We start from the raw sequence: 21,174 nt of genomic DNA, 5'->3' as shown, positions 1-21,174 counted from the left end.
CCACAACCTATTCCTATTCTGTAAACACGGTTATAACCAACGCTGTATAAACAAGCAAATGCGCTGGCCAGACAACCAACATCTTTAAGCCTTTTTGCTTATCTAGATCGCCTTTTCGGTTAAACATGCGTTCAAATAAAAAAATGGACGTGACAAATGCCGTTGAAAGTAACAAAAATGGGAGCACATTATTCGAATAAAATTGCGTAAACGACAAGGAAAGAATCGAGAGTAAGACGATTAAAAACCACGTGCATTTAAAGTTATTTAAGAAACGCTTCATCGCCAATTCTCCATCCTACCGTTGCCTGCCACAACCCTAATCGTTAATAATTAACATATTTGACTCATCAAATTCCCATACTTCACCGTACGCGACTTCCCAGTAATAGCCGTCAGGATCAATAAAATAGCCTCCGTAACCGCCCCATGACAATGGTTGAGGTTCCTTTACTATAGTTGCCCCAACTTCTTTTACTCGATTAAAACTCGTATCGACTTCTGCTTTCGATTTACCATTGTACGCAAGCGTAAATCCCGAAAAGCCCCCCGTTGAGAGTGCAGGCGGGTTGTCAGGGTTAATGTCCTTCGCGAGTTCTTCAATCGGAAATAACTCTAGTTTCGAGCCTTCATTTTTGAAGAAAACGATAACGGGGCTTTCATCGTCTCCAGTCACTGAGGCTTCAAATCCAATCTCACGATAAAAACGGAGTGAAGCTGCAATATTTCTAACACCTAGCGCGATTAAATTAATTCGATTCATACAAGCACGGCTCCTTTTATTCATTCTGCTTTTTTATTATCATAACGTAAAATAATATCAAAAGTCTCTCTTCTAAAAAGGAAGAATGAATCTCTCGTTGCAAGAAACAGCAAGCAACTTGCTGAAAAAGACGCGCACTCAGACGACCACACGCATTTACCCGATGCAAAAAAGGAAGAAGCTGGCTTCGCCTCCTCCTCAATCCGCTCTAGCATCTAGCTCCTTCATTACAAAAACGTTCCCCGCTCGACTTGCAGTTCAAGCACATTCATATTTGACTTGACCTGCTTCGCTTTCTCTTCAAGTACGTTCACAAAATCCGCTTCATGCTCGGAAAGCTGGACGCCTACGTCTTCAAACACGATTTGCATTTCTTTTAAGATTGAATTGGCAGACGAATTATATAAGTGGACGTTGTAAAAGGCGAATCCATCAAATAGCAAAGAATCAATATAGGGGCGTAACTCATCAACTAAAAGCGGATAACGAAACTGAAGCGTCGTTACCCCTGTTCGAATGCCTGACAACACATCTAGCCATTCATCTAAAAAACCTGTTGTTTCACGGACTTTTTGTTTGACTCGCTCATCATAATCCGTAAATCAGAAAATTAATTTTTTCGGAAAGAACAGCTAAGAGTGGTACGCATGTGAATAAAGGGTTTGAAGGGTTTACAAACCATTTTAAACACATGCTTTCTCTCATGGAGTCTAACGACAAAGAAAAGAGTTTGAACCTTTATGATTTTGGGTCCAAACTCTTTTTCTTTATACTAACGTCATTCTAAATTCCTAATCAAAAGTCATTCGTTTATGAAAAGAAGAAACTTAACCCAAACACGACAAGGAAACCGACACCACCGATAATGGTTTCCATTACCGTCCATGATTTCAACGTATCCTTCTCAGACATTTCAAGGAAACGACTAACTAGCCAGAAACCAGAGTCGTTTACGTGAGAAAGAACAGTTGCACCACAAGCAATCGCAATCGCAATTAATGCTAAGGATGGCTGTGATAAGTCGACCATGTCGATGATTGGTGAAACGAGTCCAGCTGCAGTAATCATCGCAACCGTTGCCGAACCTTGTGCCACCCTTACAAAAGTTGCAATTAAGAAGGCTAGTAACACCAGTGGGAAGCCAGATGAAGCCATTAGTTCACCCATCGCATCACCAACACCGCTTTGAATCAGGACTTCTTTAAAGACGCCACCTGCTCCAGTGATTAAGATGACAATTCCTGCTGGTTCAAGGGCTTTTGTTGTCATCGTTTGAATTTGTTCCTTCGTTGCTCCACGGCGTTTTCCTAAGAAATACATCGCTAGTAACGTCGCCACGATTAAGGCGATAAATGGATGACCTACGAATGTAAGAATTTGATGCGTTGTTGTACCTTCTTTTAAAATGACGTCTCCTGCTGTATTTAATAGAATCATAGCTAGGGGCAATAAAATAATAAAGCAAATGAGCCCGAAACGAGGTAATTCTTTTTTTGATTCTTCTTCTTGTTTCGTTGCTTCAACAATATGTGCCGGGACGCCGACATGGACACGCTTCCCGATCCAACGACCAAACAACGGACCAGCAATGATCATCGCCGGAAGTCCTGCAATAATACCAAACAACATCATCCAGCCTAAGTCTACGCCTAGAACGGATGCAACCGCAATTGGCCCTGGTGTAGGTGGGATAAAGCTATGCGCCACCGCAAGACCTGCTAGTAAAGGAATTGCATAATAAAGGAGTGATTTGCCTGTTCGCATCGCTAAACTATAAACAATTGGAAGTAAAATAACGAGGGCCACATCTAAAAATACAGGAATCGCGACGATAAACCCTGTTAACGCTAACGCCCACTGAGCCCGGTTTTCTCCAAACCGATCAACCAACGTAAAGGCCAATCGTTCTGCCCCTCCAGATGTTCGTAACATTTCACCAAACATCGCACCAAGCCCAACGACGATGGCAATAAAGCCGAGGGTTCCACCCATTCCTTCTTCCATTGTTTCAATTAACGATGTTGGATCCATTCCAGTAAAGATCCCAATAAAAATACTAGCAATCAATAGCGCAAGAAACGCTTGCATCTTTGAATGCATAATTAAATATAGAAGTACCGCAATCCCGACAATCGTGACGAGGATTAACCCTAATGAAGACATGTTTGATCCCTCTCTTTCTTTCTATCCATTACCACTCTGCAACGCTGTGATCCTTATGTCTCCATACTGGATTTTTCCAGTCATGTCCGACCTCTGCCATCTTACGGACATGGGCTTCATTTATCTCAATACCTAAACCTGGTTTATCTGGAATAGCAACGTAGCCATCTTCGTACTGAAATACGCTGGCATCTTCAAGGTAATCGAGTAAGTCTGAGCCTTGGTTGTAATGAATACCTAAGCTCTGTTCTTGAATAAAGGCATTGTGACAGGTCGCATCTACTTGTAAGCAAGATGCTAATGCAATCGGTCCTAATGGGCAATGAGGTGCTGCTGCCACATCAAATGCTTCTGCCATTGAGAGGATTTTCTTATTCTCTGTAATCCCTCCTGCATGAGACAAATCGGGTTGAATAATATCAACATAACCGTCCGTCAGCAACTTCTTAAAATCCCACTTGGAATACATTCTTTCACCCGTTGCGATTGGGATCACGGTGTGATTGGCAATCTCACGTAATGCTTCATTATTCTCTGGTAAAACTGGTTCCTCGATAAACATCGGCCGGAATGGTTCTAGCTCTTTTGCCAGAATTTTGGCCATTGGCTTATGAACTCTGCCGTGAAAATCAATTCCAATTCCAATGTACGGTCCAACCGCTTCGCGAATTGCGCTGACATTTTCCAGAACGCGGTCAATTTTTTCATAGGAATCAACGTACTGAAGTTCATTGGTTCCGTTCATTTTTATCGCTTTAAACCCTTGATCAACAACGGCTTTTGCCGCCGCTCCCACATCGGATGGTCTGTCACCACCAATCCACGAGTAGACTTTAATGGATTCTCTCGCTTTTCCGCCAAGCAGCTGATGCACCGGTACACCTAAATGCTTTCCTTTGATGTCCCATAAAGCTTGGTCAATTCCTGATATGGCACTCATTAAGATTGGACCACCTCTGTAAAATCCACTGCGGTACATCACGTTCCAGTGGTCCTCAATTTGAAGTGGGTCTTTACCGATTAAATAATTCATCAGCTCATCGACCGCCGTTTTTACCGTAGCCGCTCGGCCTTCTATAACGGGTTCACCCCAACCCGTCACACCTTCATCGGTTTCAATTTTTAAGAACAACCATCTTGGTGGCACTTGAAACAATTCATAGCTTGTGATCTTCATTTCTCCTCATCCTCTCTTACTGTATAAGCTTTACAAAATGGGCTGCTTTTTTTGTTAACGCTTCTAAATAGTCTTCTGTTACTTCTTGCTTCGTATCAACGAGGGAACTACCAATTCCAAACGCCGTCGCCCCTGCTTGTTTAAATGCTTGAATATTCGTCTCGTTCACACCACCCGTTGGCACGAGTGGAATATGAGGCAACGGCCCTTTTAAGTCTTTGAAATACTGGGCTCCAACACTTGCAGGAAATACTTTAATCAAATCGGCACCGTTTTCGAATGCGGTTACAATTTCCGTCGGCGTGAATGCACCGGGAATACTGACCTTACCGTAACGCTTCGTTAGCTGGATCGTCTCAAGCTTCACGCTCGGAGCTAAGATAAAGTCTGCGCCTGCGTCAATTGCCGCTTTCGCTGATTCAGGATCAAGTACGGTCCCAGCACCGATTTTCATTTCATCACCAAATGCCTCTTTTAAGCGTCTAATCCCGGCTAAAGCATTTGCCGTGTTTAGCGTAACTTCAACTAGCTTCACCCCTCCGTCTTGCAAAGCTTGACCGATTGGAAGAATGTCTTCTTCATTAGCACCTCTTATGATGGCGATCAGCTGATGTGTTTTAATGGCATCAAGCGTATTCATCAAACCCCTCCTCTTTAGCGTAAAACATCTGTGCGTTTGGATTGCATAAACGCTTCTAGCTGCGCTCTTGTTGGTAGCCCTTCAATATCACCGTTCACTTGCGTCACCATTGCTCCAACGGCACAACCTCGTTGAACAGCTTCTTGTAAGGACCTCTTATCGAGCAGACCCGAGAGCAGACCAGCCGCAAACCCATCACCTGCGCCAACTGGGTCGATAACACGGGAGACAGGGAACGCGTTCACATACCCGCTCGTTTTTTCACCTTTATAATAAGCACCATCTGCTCCAAGTTTCACAATAGCGGTTTTTGCTCCGAGCTCTAGGCAGTGGTTGGCTATTTCTTTTTCATCGGGCGTTCCAAATAAAAACGCCCCTTCTTCTTTACCCGGTAGAACAAGACTCGCTGCTCCAATCAATTCTTTTAGCAGCTGCTTGCCCGCCTCTCCTTTAATAAGCGTTCGGCGAATATTCGGGTCAAACACGAGTGGAACACCCGCCAGCTTTGCTTTGCCAACAAGCTGTTGTACCGCTTTTTCACAACTACGGCTTAACACCGGCGTAATTCCGGTCAGATAAACGTATGTAAACGACTCGACATCAACTGTCTCAATTGCTGTCTCATTGAGCGTGCTCGCAGCTGAATTCTGACGGTAATAGGAAACCGTCGTAACGTCTTCCATTGTCTTTTCTTTAAAAAACAAGCCCGTCGCATGCTCCTTGTCATAGGTGACGTGTGTTGTGTCAACACCTTCTCCACGAACGGCATGAATAATTTTATGACCGAGTTCATCTGCTCCAACCCGGCTAATCCAGCTCGTTTGATGCCCTAGCTTTTGCAACCCTATTAACGTGTTCGTCTCCGCCCCGGCGATTTTCGCGTGAAATTCTGTCTCATAGCGCATCTGCCCTGTTGATCGAGGTGAGAACAAAACCATTGTTTCCCCCATGCTCAAGACGTCCATTGGTATCTCCTCCTTATCTCTAGTAGCCTAGCTTATCTGAGAGAAGCTGTGCAGTTTGTTTTAACTGATCAACAATTCGTTCTTTTTGCTTGATCATGCGCTGCTTTGGACCAGCGACGCTAATCGCCGCCTCCATATTCCCCGCAGCCCCGAATACAGGAGCAGCCAGACAATACAATCCGTCTTCATTCTCTTCATCATCAATCGAAAATCCTTGGTCAAAATAGTGTGCGAGCTTTCGCTTTAACTCGTCTTTATCCGTAATCGTCCCGTCTGTAATCGGTTGCAAAATCGTTTCTTGTAAATAGAGCTCTTTTTCCTTTTCTGGCATAAAGGCTAAATACGCTTTGCCAAGACCTGTGCAGTAAAGCGGTTTTTTTCCACCAAGATAAGCGGAAGTTCGAATCGAGCGATTGCTATCAATCTTCGCTAAGTAAACAAGTTCTTGATCGACAAGCGTGGCCATAAAGACCGTCTCTTCTACTACCCTCATTAAATCTTCCAGTGCCTCTGTTCCCAGTGCAGCTAGATCAAGCGATTCCATTGCCGCGTGACCGATTGGAATTAATCGTGGACCTAACAGATAGTGCTGCTGCCCTTTTCCCATCACGTAATTTTCTTCAACAAGCGTTTTTACGAGTTCCGATGTGCTACTTTGTGGAATCCCTAACTGCACACTTATTTCTTTAATACTTAAGCCGTTTTTGTTAGCGCTTAACAACTCAAAAATGCGTAATACACGTACCGCAGATTTAACCGACATAGCCACCTCAATCACATATGTGATATATGATCATATATGTAGTTTTTAATAGCTGCAGTCTAACATGATTAAACAAGTATGACAAATAAAATCTTTCTGATTAAATAAACAGGTGAAAAAGAGCTAGCGCTTCCTTTCACAATATATTAAACTAACTTAATAAAGTTATTTTATTTTATAGAGGAGTGTATCGATTTGACAATGAGAGAACGCATTGCCGCAGGAAAATTGTTTACCGATCAGTGCGAGGGCTTACCTGAAGACCGTCTTGATGGAAAATTAAAAATGTGGGCCATTAATACATTAAGTCCTGATGAATTAAACCGAAAAGATAAATTAATGCGGGAAACGTTTAATATTACAGGAAACGTTTCAATTGAAGCCCCTCTTTCCTTTTGTTATGGTTATAACATTAAAATTGGTGATCAATCGTACATTAATACAAATTGTACACTTATTGATGACGGAGTGATTTCAATTGGTGAACGTGTTCTAATAGGTCCTGCCGTAACAATTGCTACGGTTAGCCACCCTATTCATCCAGATTACCGGAGCTACATGTATTCAAACAGCGTTACCCTTAAAGATGGTTGTTGGATTGGTGCCGGTGTAACAATTTGTCCTGGCGTAACGATTGGTGAAAACAGCGTAATTGGAGCTGGCAGTGTTGTTGTAAAAGACATTCCGGCTAATACAATTGCTGTTGGTAACCCGTGTCAGCCGATTCGTAAGATTACCGAAGAAGATCAACGGTATTACTCAAAAGATCACCCCATTACAGACGCTGATCTAGCTGAAGAAAGACGATTAAGCAGAAAACGCTGACTAGTCCTTTTCTGACTTACTTGCTAAATAGGTTGATAACAGGCATACTTTATTAAATACATTTATAAAGGGTGTCTCTTGTGAGCAAAAATTTAATTCGCAAAAAGAATCTAGATACCATTAAACGTCTGATGTTTCTAAATGGAAAAATGGTCGCATCTGAGCTCGTTAAGAAAAGCGGGCTGAGCATTGTGACCATTAATTCGTTGATGAAAGAACTGCTTGATGAAAACGTCATTAGCGAAGGTTCGTTAATCCAACAACCAATGGGGCGTCCAGCCATCGAGTATTTTTTTCAATATGATCTACAGCATATGCTCTTGCTTTCCCTTCAGGATTTTAACGGCACACTTTGTCTTGTTGCTAAGACAACGAACTTAAGTGGGACAGAAAAACAAGCGTGGTTTATCGAGTTACCGGAGATTACGCTGGATTGGTTAATCGGTGCAATTACCAGATGTTTAGAAGAAAGTGATGTGGCAATCACGCAAATCTCGCTCTCGATTCCAGGAAAAGTGTTTGATGATACCGTTACGTCCAGTTGGAAGCAACAGCTTGACGGCTGGTCAATTAAAGCCGCCTTACAGCAAAAAACAGCCATTCCCATTAACATCCAAAACGATGCCCACCTGACAACGATTGGTTTTTGCATTCGCGGCGATTATCAGCGTGACGGAACAATTGTAGGTATTTTTTATCCTCAGGAAAGTACGCCTGGTGTGACGATTTTTAGCAACAAGAAATTAATTGAGGGTCATTTAGGACTGGCCGGCGAAGGAAAATATCTCCCCTTCTTAATGGATAAACAAGCACCTAAAAATGATGAAGAGCTGATGCGCAATATCGCGGAAATGATTGCCGTCTATAATGCGGTTATTGCCCCAAATATGTTCGTGATCTCCTCGAACGAGCTCGCGCGCGACGAAATGAACCTGGCTGTGTCAACGAACAAACACCTGCCTGAACACCCAAACAAGCCTGAGATTTTAATTGACACGAAATTTCAGGAAAGCATGACCCATGGATTGCGCTGGCTTGCCCATGAAGGAACGCCGTACTATTTGTAATTTCGTAAAAGAGACTGGGGCGAAGTAGATAGACAGACCAAAATGACGAACACTCCTGATAAATAGGAGCGTTCGTCATTTGTTTTATACAAAAATTGCTGAGGGAGATTCTGAAGACTCTGGATTACTGGTTTTCCACGGCGACGGCTGAGGCCGAGTCCCCCGGAAAGCGAGGAATTCTCCCGTAGCGGTGCTACTCAGCTATGTGTCTTTTCAAAAGCTACTTTAGGCCCCATTCTCTTCATTTCTTTACAAATAGTATTTAGCGATTTCTTCAACGTCTTTAATACCTGACCACATGTCATCTGGTCCGTCATAGACAATCGTCAATGGGCCAGAATAGTCCCCTTGCACGACAAGCTCAAGGCATTGTTCTAGCTCTGCTTGATCAATTGATCCATCGTCAAGCTGGAGTGCTTTTACATGAATCGATTTGCTATGAGGTAGTGTTTCTTGAATGGAATGAAGCTTGGACTCCCCAGAAAAATTGCCAAAATCGGTAATTAAGCCAGCAATCGCTGTCTGCTCGTTTAAGTATAAACAGTTTTCCGCTGTCGACGTTAACCGTTTGAAATTCTCGGTTAACACGCCCACGCCTTTTGTTTGTGCATATGAACAAATCTCGTTTAATTGCTCCGACGCGGTCTGAAGCTGTTTCTTTGCATCAGGCTCTGCCTCACCACCAATGATGCGAACATGCTCAGCACCAACCGCAGCAGCGACATCAATCCACTCTTTCAGAAACTGTACATCTGCCGCTTGACGAAGCGGATCTTCACTACTGATGTCTCCATAATCAATTAATAGCGTGTAAAAACGGATGCCTGCCTTTTCCACTGCCTGCCGGAGCTCTTCTAAGTAGCTTAACTCAGTTGATGGAAAATGAGGATGAATGACTTCCATTGCTTCATAGCCCTTTTCCACAAGGAGTTGCGGCAGTTCAAGCAGCGAATGCACCTCTGGTTTCTCTTCAACACGCGTCACGATTTTCTTATGTGCATCATCCCACTCATTCCATTGCAACGACCCAAGCAACCTATTCAAACTCCATGTTGTTACCGATAAAAACCGCACAGATGATTCCCCTCTCTATTCATTACATAGTAAAGAACATTTAATATGTTGAGTCTAGCGTGTTTTCTCCTTTTTTGCAAGCGCTTTATCGTACCTATTTCTTTTTATTTTGCTATTCACTCTACTTTTTTCATACTATAATAGATTAATAGAAACGAAAGAAAAGAGGAATGGATCATTTGAACGTTATTCATCAGTTTAATCAGTCTCAACCGTTATTAAGTAAAAACTATGAGCTATTTGGTTCGATCATGTCAGGCATTCGCACCGCTCTATTTGAAAAATACGGTGAAACTTACATGCCCTACAGCACAGACGATGCCCACTTTGAAGTGTGGACCGTTCTTGAAGAAGATGTAAAAAGTGAAAGCGATCGCGTTGAGCATGTAGCGCAAATTCTTGACATGCTCGAAAACTATACATTTGAATACGATGAAACGATGGACAATCCAACATTTGCCGTTCATCGGGCCATCCAAAACCATGTCTACGCTTACCCGAACGAAGGCGTTGCCTTTGCAAAGATTCCCGCCTTTGATGATACAAGCATTTACGGTATTCAATGTGTGCTCGCAACCGACAATGAACGAATGCAACAATTTCTTGAGTCGATGCGCGAACGCCTATGGGAAAAAAGCAAACAGGAAGTGCTGACCTTTACCGATAGTTATGAAGGGCTTCAACAAAAGCACCAGCCCGTCACTCATTCGGTTGACCGCGAAGATGTTGTAATGAATGCAGAAACCAAACAGGAAATTTACGGTTTGCTTGATCAATTTTTTACCGAAGATCGCTCGTTTTTCACTCGCTATGACATTCCTTATAAGCGCGGCATTTTGCTATACGGACCGCCTGGAAACGGAAAAACGACGCTGGTTAAGTCTGTTGCAAAAAGCATTGATGCCCCTGTTGCCTACTGGCAAATTACCGAGTTTACATCGAGTGAAACGATTAACGAAGTATTTCAGTCTGCTAGACGACTTGCGCCGATGATCCTTGTTGTTGAAGATATTGATGCGATGCCAAAAGAAGCACGCTCGTTTTTCTTGAACACACTTGATGGAGCAACGTCCAAAGAAGGCTTGTTTTTAATTGGCACAACCAATTTTCCTGAAGAAATTGATCCTGGGTTAATCAATCGAGCTGGTCGCTTTGACCGTGGCTATGAAATACCTTTACCAACACAATCGTTGCGTGAAGAATATTTACAAAAAGTTGGCTTCAGTGACATGATGAGCGCAGAATTGATCAGTGAGATTGCCTCTGACACAGACGGATTCTCGTTTGCCCAATTAAAAGAGCTGTTCATTAGTGCGGCAACAGACTGGCACACACTCGGCAACTTTCGCATCAATCATTGGCTGGAACAAATGAAAGGAGCAAACCGCAAGAGCCGCAACCGCAACTGGCTCGATAAGAAAGACGGACGCGTTGGATTTAATTAAAGCAAAAAGCATCACTCAGTCGAGTGATGCTTTTTTTAGCCAATGATCATTGTCATAATAACAATCAGTAGCAACAGCAAATAGATTTTAGAATACAGTTTATCAGGCAAATTTTGCGCAAAGGCTCTGCCAATCGGCACCCCGATAAAACCACCAATCGTAAAGCCAATTAGCGCCGGTATGTAAATAAATCCGACGGTTGAAGAAGGCATCGTCTCTACCGCTAGCCCCGTTACTAAAAAAGAGATTGTGCCAACAATGGCAATTGGCAAACCAAGCGGTGTCGCTAACGCAACAGCATGCAGCATTCGCATCCCGCGATTACGTAAGTATGGAATCGTCATCGTACTTCCGCCAACACCGAGTAAAGTTGAGATAAAGCCAATAATGATTCCAACGAAAGTCGCCGATTTATGCGTTGGATTTTGATAAACACGGTCTTCGACATCCATCGTAAATGTTTTTTTTATTAAACTACTTAGTAAGACGTATACAAGCAGCGCAATAAATGCAAACCGCAGAAAATTTGAATTAAGGTAAATCGCCACAATGCCGCCAATCAAAGAACCAATTGCAATATAGCCTGCAAGCCGCTTAAAAATCGGCCACTGAACATTTCCTTTTTTCGCATGATTGTAGGTTGAATTAAGTGAGTTAATAATCATCACAGCGAGTGACGTCCCAATGGCTGTATGCATCAGGTAATTGCTCGGAATCGTATCCGGCAAAAACGCAAATAAAACGGGAACAACGACCAATCCCCCACCAAACCCAAATAAACTAGAAAAAATGCCTATCAGTATCCCGATCAACGAAAAAAGCATAATCGTAACTTCCACTGCAATCACCTTTCGTTCTTTAGCTGCCTAAACTGTGTTCACAACTTAACTAGTTTATCATAAAAACAACAATCATTATGGTAGTAATTCAAACGGTTCTTTCTAGGAGATTAGTGATTACATCTTTAGCAAGAGCCAGTTACGAGTATGGATAGGGACCTCCAACAATAAAAGAGCTAACCCAATCGACAATGGAACGCGAACGCTTTTCCTTTTAGAGTTGTTGTTCTCTTCTCACTCCGCATCCTGAAGTTATTTTATCACAGCAAAGAAGCACGTCATAAGTGTAAGACATGCTTCTTTGCTGGAAATTAAGCGGTCCTCTTTATTTTGGTTGCTGCTTTTTTTAATGTCAGCAAATGGAGCATGCAATAAAGTAATAGAGATACAAGAGTTGCGCTCATCAGATTTGCAAATGAAAAGGAAGTAGCGATCAATAGTACTAGCCAGACGAAGCTAGCAATACAGGCATGTATTAACAGATTAATATTCAAATTCTTTCACCTCACGATAAAAAGCCAATCCAACTTCATACTGGATCAGCACGATACCTATACATACCCCTATTTCGTACTTCGAAACAAAAATTCGATCCATACATTAATGACTCCTTTTTCTAAAGTGAGCCATGAAGAAATCATCTGTTAATTTTTAATTGAATAGTAACAGCACATTCCTTACACCCGCAAAAAGCAAGACCGGAATTAGCACACTCGTGATAATCAAAACGCCTCTTTTCTTTCCACTCCAGATCACCTCTAAAGACAGCAAGAAAAAGAAAAGCACTGAAGCAAACGCAAACAAGATGTCTAACCAAATTGATTCAAAAGTAAGTCCTGCTAGTAACGCGATAATTGAAAGAAAACAAAAGTATGGCCATGTATGTATCAGTCGCTTCATAACGCTCTCCCCCCCTCAGTTGAGCTTATCATAAAATGAGGCTGTGACCATCCCTAAAGAAAATAAAACGCTGTGAAAAAACGTTGAGTTCTTCTTAAATCACGAACACCGTTACAATTCCGCTACAGGAGAATCCCTCGCTTTCCATGGGCGCTTCCTCAACCTTTCATGTTGAAATACCACCACGACAAAGACTTAAGACTCTTGCTGTGCCATAGGAGTCTCGGGTTCTCCTTACGCTACTTTAGATGAAAAACGAACAGACGATCAATCCAAAAGTGGACCGTTCGTCTCTTCATTATATGTTCCTATCTTTCCATTGGCTCTTTTTCATAAATAATAGCAACCTGCAACGCGATCAATAGTATCTTATGCAAGGTGGGGTAAGCTGTGCTACTTCTTGGTGATTAAGTTAACGTCTTCATAAATGTACCGATTCGCCGATCATAGTCTGTAAGCGACTCCGTATTCTGCCAAACGAGCCAGCTACCGATACCAACGGATTGAACACCTGCTTCTAAATAGGCTTTGGCATTTTTATTTGTCATGCCTCCTGTTGCCATAATAGGCAGCTGCTTAAAAGGCCCTGCTAGATCCTTAAAGAAACGTTCACCAAGCGTTGTAGCAGGAAACACTTTTACTGCATCGACTCCAGCCTTTAATGCGGTTATGATCTCAGTTGGTGTAAACACACCAGGTATTACGGCTAAATCATGCGCTTTTGCAGCATTAACTACATCCCTATCGAAGTGTGGCGAGACGATAAAAGCAACCCCTGACTCACGGGCAAGCTGAACCTGTTCTGTCTCAATAACTGTACCTGCTCCAACCGTAACCTGATCCCCATATGTATCAACAATTTTTTTTATTTTACTTGGTGCATCTGGATCATCTAACGTAATTTCTAGCGTAGTAATGCCGTGTTTCACTAGCGTCGCAATACTTTGGTCAAAAAGCGTGTTATCGACGTTTCGTAGTACGGCGACCACTTTTGATCGTTCTATTATGGTTGACATGTAGAAATCCCCATTGTTCCACAATACGGAAATTAGTTTCATTGATATCATAAAAGAGTCTATTTGTTTACGCAATCTTTTTTGCACAAAAAAACCAGCAACGAAGCGATTCTCACTTCTGCTGGTTTTTTCTATCAAAGCCTAACTCACGGGAAATTGTGGCTGACGTCTGTTTCATTTTTTCAATCAACGTTTCATGAATAAATTGCTTTGTTACGCGATTAATCGGACCGGCTACGCTAAAACTGGCAACGATATCCCCTTTAAAATTAAAGAGTGGTAACGCTACACAGCGAACGCCTTCTGTAATTTCTTGCTCATCAATCGCAAACTGCTCTTCTTTTACCTGCTTCATTTCCCGTTCAAGTAGTTCGGGCGAAAGTAGCGTATGTGACGTAATTTTTTCAAACGTTGTTTCAGCAACGATTTTCTCATAGCGCTCATCTGGCATGCCCGATAAAAGCACTTTTCCCACTGCCGTGCAGTACATTGGTGCCCGTGTTCCAATCCGTGAATAGAGGGCGATGGGTTGCGTGCTTTCAATTTTGTCTATATATAAAACCTGTCCTTGATCTTCGATACAAAGATGTACGGTTTCGTTTATATCAATCGACAGCTGCTTGAGATGAGGCTTAGCGATTTCGATCATTTCACTATTGCTTAAAAAATGGGTTGCCAGCGATACAATTTGATAGCCCATCTTGTATCGTTCTGTATCTGGATCTTGTCTCACAAAGTTCTCGGTAATTAACGTTGTCAATAGGCGATGAACCGTTGCTTTCGATAAATCCAGTTCTTTAGCAAGACTGGTTATCTTTATTCCATTCGGGTGCTCAGCTAGCACATTGAGGATGGATAGTGCTCGTGTCACAGATTGTACAGTAGACATGGTTGGTTCACCCTTCACAGTAGTCGTTTATCGTCTTCCTCATATTAAGTGAAAGCTTTTAGTTTGTAAATGATCGCCTGAATTCTTTAAAAAAGGCTTGCTTTATTTATGAAAGCGCTTATAATCATACTTGTGAATTAAATGAAACACAGTTCCACATTATGAAACAAAAGGAGTTGTCTTATATGAAAACACTTTACCCTCATCATCCCGAAGATGTCCGTTTGTACACAACGAATAAGCTACGTGATCAGTTTTTAATGGAAAAGGTCTTCATTTCTGGAGAATGGAACATAACGTATAGTCACGTTGATCGTATTATTTATGGTGGTGTGATGCCAATTGAATCAGCCCTTCAATTACCTGCTGGCGATTCTTTATCTGCTACCTACTTTCTCGAACGAAGAGAACTAGGAACGATCAATATAGGAGGAGCCGGTTATGTCCATGTTGATGGTTCAACATTTGAGGTTGGACAGGAAGAAGCTTTGTACATCGGCAAAGGTGCGAAAGACGTTTCTTTCGAATCTGTTGACAGCAACAACCCAGCCAAATTCTACATAAACAGCTGTCCTGCTCACCATACGTATGAAACAAGAGTCATAACGAAAGAACAAGCGCAAAAGCGTGCCCTTGGCACAAAAGAATCAATGAACGAACGCGTCATTAATCAGTACATCCATCCAGATGTGCTCCCCACCTGTCAGCTAACTATGGGAATGACTGAACTTGCTCAAGGAAGCGGTTGGAATACAATGCCAAGTCATACTCATGAGCGACGCATGGAAGTTTATTTTTACTTTAATATGGCAGAGGATACCAACGTATTTCATCTAATGGGACAACCAGAGGAAACGCGCCACCTTGTTGTTCGTAACGAACAAGCGGTGTTGTCACCGAGTTGGTCGATACATTCAGGAACGGGCACTGCTAACTACACATTTATCTGGGGCATGTGTGGGGAGAACCAAGACTTTGATGATATGGATTTCGTCCCCATGCAACAACTACGCTAACGCATAAAGGAGTGAGAAAATGACTGCAACCGTCATTATTACAGACTGTGACCATGAACATATTCAACATGAAAAAGACATTTTTAATGAGCGAAACCTCTCCTTTCTACTAAAACAATGCAAGACCGAAGAGGATTTAATTCATGAATGTGCCGGTGCAACGGTCTTAATTAATCAATATGCACCGATTACAGACCGAGTCTTGAAAGCGTTGCCGACGGTAAAACTCGTTGTTCGGTACGGGGTAGGTGTAAACAATGTGGACTTAGCTGCAGCAAATGCCGCTGGAGTTCACGTCTGCAACGTTCCAGATTACGGTACACAAGAAGTTGCCGATCACGCACTGGCGCTCATGCTTGCCTTCACTCGAGGCGTTCATCAGATGACGCTACGTGTAAAGGCAGGTGAATGGAATTATCAAGACGCCGTTCCCCTGTTTCGTCACCAGCAGCAGACGATTGGTGTAATCGGTCTTGGTCGCATTGGCACTGCTTTTGCCGAGAAAGTACATGCTTTAGGTTGCCGTGTGCTCGTTTATGATCCGAAATTTGCGGACAACAAGACAAAAACGATTCCTCCATTTGTAGAACAGACAAGTCTTGATGAACTACTTGCTCATGCAGACGTTGTCTCGATACACTGCCCTCTTGATCGTGCCTATCACTTAATTGGGCAAGCGGAGTTAGCGCTAATGAAACAAACCGCCTATTTAATTAATGTTTCTCGTGGTGGAATCGTGGATGAAACGGCTCTCGTTGAAGCCTTACAGCAAAAAGAGATTGCTGGTGCTGCCCTTGATGTATTTGAGCAAGAACCTGTTCCTCATGATCATCCATTGCTCCACTGTGATCAGTCTCTGTGCACACCACACATGGCTTGGTATTCCGAACAAGCAGCAATTGAATTAAAGCAAAAGGTCGCACAGGAAGCGGTTCGTTTCCTCGAAGGCGATTCTGTTCATTACTTAGTAAACGATCCGCAATAAGAGGAGTGAACTTAATATGAAGCGTTTTCTTCTTATTGGAACATGCCTGCTGATGTTGGCAGGCTGTTCCGCTGAAGAATCATCCGTTGGTCAAGTCGATATTCCTGAAACCGATGCAACAATCATCCGTGTATCGTTCAATCAGCCTGAAAGCAATCCACAGTTTATTGCGCTTGAAGAAATGGGTAAGCGCTTTAATGAGCGTACAGACGGAGCTTACGAGATTGTCATCTATCCTAGTGAATTGCTCGGCGCCCAGCGTGAATCGATTGAAATGGTACAAGTCGGCGCAATTGACATGGCTGTCATTGTTGGAAGCTTAATGGAGAACTTCGTTGACGAATTTGCCGTGTTTAACCTGCCTTACGTATTTTATTCCAAAGAGCATCAAATGGATGTTTTGCAGAATCAAGACATTGTTGCCGATCTTTATTCTTCCGTTGAGGATGGAGGCATGAAGGTGCTTGGTGCATTTCACGGTGGCGTTAGAAATGTCTATAACACAAGCGGTCCGATTGAAACGCCCGCTGATTTAAACGGCATGAAAATTCGGATTATCGACAGCGATACAAACATTCAAATGATGCAGCGAATGGGCGGAGCTGGCACCCCAATGGGTCAAGGTGAAGTGTATACAGCGATTCAGTCGGGCGTACTCGATGGTGGGGAAAACAACGAGCTCATCTACTCTAATTTAAGCCATGCTGAAATTGCTCCCTACTATTCTTATACCCGGCATTTAATGGTACCAGATTACATCATTGGCAGTACCAATTTAATTAATTCTATGTCGGACGAGCATCAAGCGATTTTTATGGAAGAAATTCAATTGGCGATAGACCATCAAGTTGACTTGTTCGACTCCGAAGTGGAACAAGCCATTGATACAGCCGTCGCTGCTGGTGCTCGTTTTAATGAAGTAGACATTGATGCCTTTCAAGAAGCGGTTTCTCCAGTTATAGAAAACATGCTCAAAACGCCAGAATCACAAAAGCTTTACGAAGATGTTCAAAGCGCGGCACTTCCCTATCGATAGAGGTGATAGTTATGACAACCATTCGTACGTTATTAAACAAATTACTTAGCACGTTCTGCATAATCTTATTTGCTTTCCTTGTTTTACTTGTAACTTGGCAAGTCGCTTCCCGTTATTTTTTTAACGCACCGAGCTCGTTTTCAGAAGAACTCGCCAAATACTGCTTTGTTTGGCTCGCTTTATTTGGAAGCGCCTTCGTTTTTGGCGAAAAAGGCCATATGGCGATTGAGTTTTTAAAAGAAAAGTTCTCTAAGGCCACACAGTATCGCTTAAATCTATTCAGCGAGCTTGTCACATTACTCTTCGCGCTCATTGTTATGCTTATTGGCGGTATCCAGCTTGTGCTCATGACTTGGTCACAAACATCAGCATCTCTTGGCGTTTCAATTGGTTTTCTTTATAGCGCAGTTCCTTTAAGCGGTTTATTTATTGTCCTTTACAGTCTCGCAAACATGTACACATTATCGAAAGAAAAACGCACGTAATGGGGGGTGTATGAAATGGAACTTGCACTACAGGCTGCCCTGATTTTGTTTATTGTTATTGCTGTATTGCTCGTGATCGGCGTTCCAATTAGCATTAGTGTTGGATTTGGTTCCGTCATTGCGCTTATTTCAATTATCGGCTTTAACGAAGGGCTTATTTTATCTGCACAGCGAATGTTTACCGGTATGAATTCCTTTACGTTGCTTGCGATTCCGTTCTTTGTCCTTGCTGGCGTCATTATGAATAATGGTGGTATGGCCCTACGATTAATTAATTTGGCAAAAGTCATTAGTGGCCGCATGCCCGGATCACTTGCCCATACCAATGTTGTCGCCAATATGCTGTTTGGTTCCATTAGCGGCTCTGCCGTTGCCTCTGCCGCAGCGGTCGGTCAAACGATGGGACCACTTCAAGAAAAAGAGGGGTACAAACGCGAGTTTAGCGCAGCCGTTAACATTGGCTCAGCACCAGCTGGAATGATTATTCCACCAAGTAACACATTAATTGTCTATTCCCTTGCTAGTGGAGGAACATCGATTGCCGCTCTCTTTATTGCCGGTTATTTGCCGGGCATTTTATGGGGACTAGCTTGTATGGCCGTTATCTTTTTTATGGCACGACGGAAGCAGATGCCCCGCTCCGAACGTGTTACGCTCAAGCAAGCAGGAATTATTCTAGCGAAGGCTATACCCAGTTTGCTGTTAATCGTCATTGTTATTGGTGGGATTGTTGGAGGCGTTTTCACAGCAACAGAAGGTTCGGCAATCGCCGTCATTTACTCCCTTCTACTCTCGCTTTCCATGCGAACCATTCAGTTTAAGCATATGCCGGACATCTTATTGACAGCAACACGCACGACCGTCATCGTCCTTTTCTTGATCGGCGTTTCCATGGTTATGTCGTGGGTAATGGCGTTTACAAACATACCTGCATTACTTGCCAGTTCATTATTTGGCTTCACCGACAATATCATTATCATTTTACTTATTATGAATCTTGTGCTTTTACTGATTGGAACGTTTCTCGATCCGACACCAGCTATCCTCATCTTCACACCAATTTTTTGGCCAATTGCTCAAAGCTATGGCATTGATCCCATTCACTTCGGAATCATGATTGTCTTCAATTTAAGTATCGGTACGATTACACCACCAATGGGACCTGTATTATTTATAGGTTCACGTGTTGCCGGCTTAAAGCTTGAACAAGTCATAAAACCGCTCATGCCGTTCTTTATCGTCACTGTTCTTGTTTTACTGCTCGTCACCTTCGTACCGCAAATTACGCTGATCGTACCAGAATTGCTTGGTTTATTTAATTAACGGATTAAATGAGATTGAATAGGAGTGGAAAAAATGAAATCAATCGTTTACGAACACGCACAGGTTGTCTCTCTTAAAGAAAAAGAATTGATACAGGGAAACAATGTCCGTCTCCGCGTGGCCTATGCTGGCATTTGTGGAACAGACTTAAATATCTTTGCCGGCACACATCCCCGGGCTAAACCGGGATTAACGATGGGGCATGAATTTTCAGGAACTATTGAAGCGAATCATCCTACCTTAAAAAATGGAACAACCGTAACTGTCAATCCCTTACTCTCCTGTGGTAGCTGCTCATCATGCCTATCCGGCTACCCTCACGTCTGTGAAACGCTCGAACTGATCGGAATTGATTGCGATGGTGGGATGGCAACATATGTAGATGTTCCCGCTGAGAATGTGGTGCCCTTACCTGAAACCATGTCCCTCCGTCTCGGTGCGTTAACAGAGCCTGTAGCGGTGACGGTTCATGCGATTCGACAGGCTGGATACAAGCCCGGTGACAGCGTGATCATCTTCGGTGCTGGAACGATCGGCTTATGTTTGGCACTTACGCTCCAAGCATCGGGTGCAACCGATATTGTTATCGTAGAAACAAACATGAACCGAATTGAAAAAGCAAAGGAACTAGGCTTTATAGCTATTAACCCAGCAATCGAATCTGTTTCCTCTTTTATCAAACAAAAAACAAATGGAGCAGGCTACGACGTCGTTTTTGATTGTGCCGGTCATCCCGCTGTACTTGAAAGCGTATTTGATAATGTAAAAAATCGCGGCACAATCGTTATCATCGCTGGATACAAACAGCCAGCAGAGGTGAATTTGTTGAAAGGCATGTTTAAGGAACTGACAATGCGGTTTGTTCGCGTCTATACTCCCAAAGACTTCAAGATCGCAATCAATCTCTTAATGACTAAACAAAGTGACTATGATGCAATAATCACTCATACGTTAAAACCTGAGCAAGCAGCTGATGGCTTCAAGCTACTAACAACACCATCTGATGCTGTCAAAGTCGTTTTTGACTTCACAGAGGAGACTGTCTGATGAATCCATTATTCGATTTAAGCGGAAAAACAGCCGTTGTCACAGGTGGAAGCAGAGGCCTTGGTAAAGACATCGCTCTGGGTCTCGCACAAGCAGGCGCCAATGTCGTCATCCTCTCTCGCGAAAAACAGCCGCATTTTCAATCAGAATTGCGTGCTTACGGTGTGACTGGAACAAGCATCGCCTTTCAGCTAGAAGATGATCATCTTTATCCAGAGCTGATTGACCAAATTGAATCTGACGTCGGACCCATTGATATTTTTGTTAACAATGCTGGAGTCCAAGCACGCTATCCATCAACTGAATTTCCGAGAAAAGAGTGGGACATTGTGATGAACATTAATGCCAACGCCGTCTTTTTTCTCTGTCAAGAAGTGGGCAAACGAATGATTAAACGAGGGAGTGGCAAAATCATTAACCTCGCCTCCCTCCTCTCATTTCAAGGTGGTCTAACCGTACCTGCCTATGCGGCAAGTAAAGGAGCCGTCATGCAGTTTACAAAATCATTGGCGAATGAATGGGCAAAAAACGGTGTTAATGTTAACTGTATCGCTCCTGGCTATATGGAAACCGATATGAATACAGCCTTAATTGAAGACCAAGCCCGCAGCAAACAAATCTTAGAACGCATTCCCGCTGACCGCTGGGGGCGTCCACAAGATATTCAAGGGGCGGTTGTTTTCCTTGCCTCACCCGCCTCCGATTACGTGCACGGCTTTACACTGGCCGTCGATGGAGGTTGGCTCGGCCGCTAAG

Annotated in this window: 23 protein-coding genes; 10 read left to right on the top strand and 13 right to left on the bottom strand. The window is 43.0% G+C overall.

Annotated elements, in window-relative coordinates; translation table 11 throughout:
- Window positions 1–13: 13 nt before the first annotated feature.
- From JOC54_RS19420 to JOC54_RS19385, 8 genes are all read right to left on the bottom strand, one after another.
- Window positions 14–283, bottom strand: coding sequence for a hypothetical protein (locus tag JOC54_RS19420; protein WP_204468475.1), 270 nt, complete (start codon window positions 281–283; stop codon window positions 14–16).
- A gap of 36 nt (window positions 284–319) precedes the next feature.
- Window positions 320–763 (bottom strand): VOC family protein, encoded by a 444-nt coding sequence (locus JOC54_RS19415; protein ID WP_204468473.1) that lies wholly within the window; start codon window positions 761–763, stop codon window positions 320–322.
- Between the two features lie 227 nt (window positions 764–990).
- Window positions 991–1,293, bottom strand: coding sequence for a hypothetical protein (locus tag JOC54_RS19410; protein WP_204468471.1), 303 nt, complete (start codon window positions 1,291–1,293; stop codon window positions 991–993).
- Window positions 1,294–1,573: 280 nt separating this feature from the next.
- The gene (locus JOC54_RS19405; protein ID WP_204468469.1) at window positions 1,574–2,926 is read right to left on the bottom strand and encodes a GntP family permease; all 1,353 of its coding nucleotides are present in this window, start codon (window positions 2,924–2,926) and stop codon (window positions 1,574–1,576) included.
- A 28-nt stretch (window positions 2,927–2,954) separates the two neighbouring features.
- Window positions 2,955–4,103 carry a galactonate dehydratase gene (dgoD, locus tag JOC54_RS19400; protein WP_204468467.1) on the bottom strand — a complete coding sequence of 383 codons (1,149 nt, stop codon included), beginning with the start codon at window positions 4,101–4,103 and terminating at the stop codon, window positions 2,955–2,957.
- A 16-nt stretch (window positions 4,104–4,119) separates the two neighbouring features.
- Window positions 4,120–4,743, bottom strand: a complete 624-nt coding sequence (locus JOC54_RS19395) for a bifunctional 4-hydroxy-2-oxoglutarate aldolase/2-dehydro-3-deoxy-phosphogluconate aldolase (protein WP_204468465.1) — start codon at window positions 4,741–4,743, stop codon at window positions 4,120–4,122.
- 14 nt (window positions 4,744–4,757) lie between these two features.
- Window positions 4,758–5,708, bottom strand: a complete 951-nt coding sequence (locus JOC54_RS19390; RefSeq protein ID WP_204468463.1) for a sugar kinase — start codon at window positions 5,706–5,708, stop codon at window positions 4,758–4,760.
- Window positions 5,709–5,727: 19 nt separating this feature from the next.
- On the bottom strand, window positions 5,728–6,471 hold the full coding sequence (locus JOC54_RS19385; protein ID WP_204468461.1) for an IclR family transcriptional regulator: 744 nt from the start codon (window positions 6,469–6,471) through the stop codon (window positions 5,728–5,730).
- 201 nt (window positions 6,472–6,672) lie between these two features.
- On the opposite strand from JOC54_RS19385, the gene JOC54_RS19380 reads away from it, so the two are divergent.
- On the top strand, window positions 6,673–7,296 hold the full coding sequence (locus JOC54_RS19380; RefSeq protein ID WP_239586847.1) for a DapH/DapD/GlmU-related protein: 624 nt from the start codon (window positions 6,673–6,675) through the stop codon (window positions 7,294–7,296).
- Between the two features lie 80 nt (window positions 7,297–7,376).
- On the top strand, window positions 7,377–8,363 hold the full coding sequence (locus tag JOC54_RS19375) for an ROK family protein (protein WP_204468456.1): 987 nt from the start codon (window positions 7,377–7,379) through the stop codon (window positions 8,361–8,363).
- A 249-nt stretch (window positions 8,364–8,612) separates the two neighbouring features.
- On the opposite strand, the gene JOC54_RS19370 is transcribed toward JOC54_RS19375, so the two are convergent.
- Window positions 8,613–9,437 (bottom strand): sugar phosphate isomerase/epimerase family protein, encoded by an 825-nt coding sequence (locus tag JOC54_RS19370; RefSeq protein ID WP_204468453.1) that lies wholly within the window; start codon window positions 9,435–9,437, stop codon window positions 8,613–8,615.
- A 170-nt stretch (window positions 9,438–9,607) separates the two neighbouring features.
- Between JOC54_RS19370 and JOC54_RS19365 the strand changes: the two genes are divergently transcribed.
- Entirely contained in the window at window positions 9,608–10,882 is a 1,275-nt protein-coding gene (locus JOC54_RS19365) for an AAA family ATPase (RefSeq protein ID WP_204468450.1), read from the top strand.
- 35 nt (window positions 10,883–10,917) lie between these two features.
- On the opposite strand, the gene JOC54_RS19360 is transcribed toward JOC54_RS19365, so the two are convergent.
- The 4 genes from JOC54_RS19360 to JOC54_RS19345 all read right to left on the bottom strand — a co-directional run bounded on the left by JOC54_RS19360 (window position 10,918) and on the right by JOC54_RS19345 (window position 14,526).
- Window positions 10,918–11,721, bottom strand: coding sequence for a sulfite exporter TauE/SafE family protein (locus tag JOC54_RS19360; RefSeq protein WP_204468448.1), 804 nt, complete (start codon window positions 11,719–11,721; stop codon window positions 10,918–10,920).
- Window positions 11,722–12,372: 651 nt separating this feature from the next.
- Window positions 12,373–12,621 carry a hypothetical protein gene (locus tag JOC54_RS19355; RefSeq protein ID WP_204468445.1) on the bottom strand — a complete coding sequence of 83 codons (249 nt, stop codon included), beginning with the start codon at window positions 12,619–12,621 and terminating at the stop codon, window positions 12,373–12,375.
- 407 nt (window positions 12,622–13,028) lie between these two features.
- Window positions 13,029–13,637 carry a bifunctional 4-hydroxy-2-oxoglutarate aldolase/2-dehydro-3-deoxy-phosphogluconate aldolase gene (locus JOC54_RS19350; protein WP_204468443.1) on the bottom strand — a complete coding sequence of 203 codons (609 nt, stop codon included), beginning with the start codon at window positions 13,635–13,637 and terminating at the stop codon, window positions 13,029–13,031.
- Between the two features lie 112 nt (window positions 13,638–13,749).
- The gene (locus JOC54_RS19345; RefSeq protein WP_204468441.1) at window positions 13,750–14,526 is read right to left on the bottom strand and encodes an IclR family transcriptional regulator; all 777 of its coding nucleotides are present in this window, start codon (window positions 14,524–14,526) and stop codon (window positions 13,750–13,752) included.
- A gap of 185 nt (window positions 14,527–14,711) precedes the next feature.
- On the opposite strand from JOC54_RS19345, the gene kduI reads away from it, so the two are divergent.
- From kduI to JOC54_RS19310, 7 genes are read left to right on the top strand one after another with little or no spacing between them, the layout of a single operon-like run.
- A complete protein-coding gene (kduI, locus tag JOC54_RS19340) occupies window positions 14,712–15,542 on the top strand; it encodes a 5-dehydro-4-deoxy-D-glucuronate isomerase (RefSeq protein ID WP_239586840.1) in 831 nt (276 codons plus the stop codon).
- Between the two features lie 19 nt (window positions 15,543–15,561).
- The gene (locus JOC54_RS19335) at window positions 15,562–16,527 is read left to right on the top strand and encodes a C-terminal binding protein (protein WP_204468439.1); all 966 of its coding nucleotides are present in this window, start codon (window positions 15,562–15,564) and stop codon (window positions 16,525–16,527) included.
- Between the two features lie 16 nt (window positions 16,528–16,543).
- On the top strand, window positions 16,544–17,563 hold the full coding sequence (locus JOC54_RS19330; RefSeq protein WP_035420224.1) for a TRAP transporter substrate-binding protein: 1,020 nt from the start codon (window positions 16,544–16,546) through the stop codon (window positions 17,561–17,563).
- A gap of 11 nt (window positions 17,564–17,574) precedes the next feature.
- Window positions 17,575–18,048 carry a TRAP transporter small permease gene (locus JOC54_RS19325; protein ID WP_204468437.1) on the top strand — a complete coding sequence of 158 codons (474 nt, stop codon included), beginning with the start codon at window positions 17,575–17,577 and terminating at the stop codon, window positions 18,046–18,048.
- 15 nt (window positions 18,049–18,063) lie between these two features.
- A complete protein-coding gene (locus tag JOC54_RS19320) occupies window positions 18,064–19,371 on the top strand; it encodes a TRAP transporter large permease (RefSeq protein ID WP_204468435.1) in 1,308 nt (435 codons plus the stop codon).
- A 33-nt stretch (window positions 19,372–19,404) separates the two neighbouring features.
- A complete protein-coding gene (locus JOC54_RS19315) occupies window positions 19,405–20,418 on the top strand; it encodes a zinc-dependent alcohol dehydrogenase (RefSeq protein ID WP_204468432.1) in 1,014 nt (337 codons plus the stop codon).
- The gene (locus JOC54_RS19310) at window positions 20,418–21,173 is read left to right on the top strand and encodes an SDR family oxidoreductase (RefSeq protein WP_204468430.1); all 756 of its coding nucleotides are present in this window, start codon (window positions 20,418–20,420) and stop codon (window positions 21,171–21,173) included. The genes JOC54_RS19315 and JOC54_RS19310 overlap by 1 nt, the downstream gene beginning before the upstream one ends.
- Window position 21,174 lies beyond the last annotated feature (1 nt).

Origin of the sequence: Shouchella xiaoxiensis (genome assembly GCF_016907895.1) — a bacterium.
GTDB lineage: Bacteria > Bacillota > Bacilli > Bacillales > Bacillaceae_D > Shouchella > Shouchella xiaoxiensis.
The sequence above is the reverse complement of the archived record's forward strand: the minus strand, read 5'-3'. Positions and strand labels throughout refer to the sequence as shown.

Bases quoted from the DNA above. Each gene is read 5' to 3' on its own strand.
- JOC54_RS19420 (WP_204468475.1), bottom strand. From the start codon at position 283: ATGAAGCGTTTCTTAAATAACTTTAAATGCACGTGGTTTTTAATCGTC.
- JOC54_RS19415 (WP_204468473.1), bottom strand. From the start codon at position 763: ATGAATCGAATTAATTTAATCGCGCTAGGTGTTAGAAATATTGCAGCT.
- JOC54_RS19405 (WP_204468469.1), bottom strand. From the start codon at position 2,926: ATGTCTTCATTAGGGTTAATCCTCGTCACGATTGTCGGGATTGCGGTA.
- dgoD (WP_204468467.1), bottom strand. From the start codon at position 4,103: ATGAAGATCACAAGCTATGAATTGTTTCAAGTGCCACCAAGATGGTTG.
- JOC54_RS19395 (WP_204468465.1), bottom strand. From the start codon at position 4,743: ATGAATACGCTTGATGCCATTAAAACACATCAGCTGATCGCCATCATA.
- JOC54_RS19390 (WP_204468463.1), bottom strand. From the start codon at position 5,708: ATGGACGTCTTGAGCATGGGGGAAACAATGGTTTTGTTCTCACCTCGA.
- JOC54_RS19385 (WP_204468461.1), bottom strand. From the start codon at position 6,471: ATGTCGGTTAAATCTGCGGTACGTGTATTACGCATTTTTGAGTTGTTA.
- JOC54_RS19380 (WP_239586847.1), top strand. From the start codon at position 6,673: ATGAGAGAACGCATTGCCGCAGGAAAATTGTTTACCGATCAGTGCGAG.
- JOC54_RS19365 (WP_204468450.1), top strand. From the start codon at position 9,608: ATGGATCATTTGAACGTTATTCATCAGTTTAATCAGTCTCAACCGTTA.
- JOC54_RS19355 (WP_204468445.1), bottom strand. From the start codon at position 12,621: ATGAAGCGACTGATACATACATGGCCATACTTTTGTTTTCTTTCAATT.
- JOC54_RS19350 (WP_204468443.1), bottom strand. From the start codon at position 13,637: ATGTCAACCATAATAGAACGATCAAAAGTGGTCGCCGTACTACGAAAC.
- JOC54_RS19345 (WP_204468441.1), bottom strand. From the start codon at position 14,526: ATGTCTACTGTACAATCTGTGACACGAGCACTATCCATCCTCAATGTG.
- kduI (WP_239586840.1), top strand. From the start codon at position 14,712: ATGAAAACACTTTACCCTCATCATCCCGAAGATGTCCGTTTGTACACA.
- JOC54_RS19335 (WP_204468439.1), top strand. From the start codon at position 15,562: ATGACTGCAACCGTCATTATTACAGACTGTGACCATGAACATATTCAA.
- JOC54_RS19330 (WP_035420224.1), top strand. From the start codon at position 16,544: ATGAAGCGTTTTCTTCTTATTGGAACATGCCTGCTGATGTTGGCAGGC.
- JOC54_RS19325 (WP_204468437.1), top strand. From the start codon at position 17,575: ATGACAACCATTCGTACGTTATTAAACAAATTACTTAGCACGTTCTGC.
- JOC54_RS19320 (WP_204468435.1), top strand. From the start codon at position 18,064: ATGGAACTTGCACTACAGGCTGCCCTGATTTTGTTTATTGTTATTGCT.
- JOC54_RS19315 (WP_204468432.1), top strand. From the start codon at position 19,405: ATGAAATCAATCGTTTACGAACACGCACAGGTTGTCTCTCTTAAAGAA.
- JOC54_RS19310 (WP_204468430.1), top strand. From the start codon at position 20,418: ATGAATCCATTATTCGATTTAAGCGGAAAAACAGCCGTTGTCACAGGT.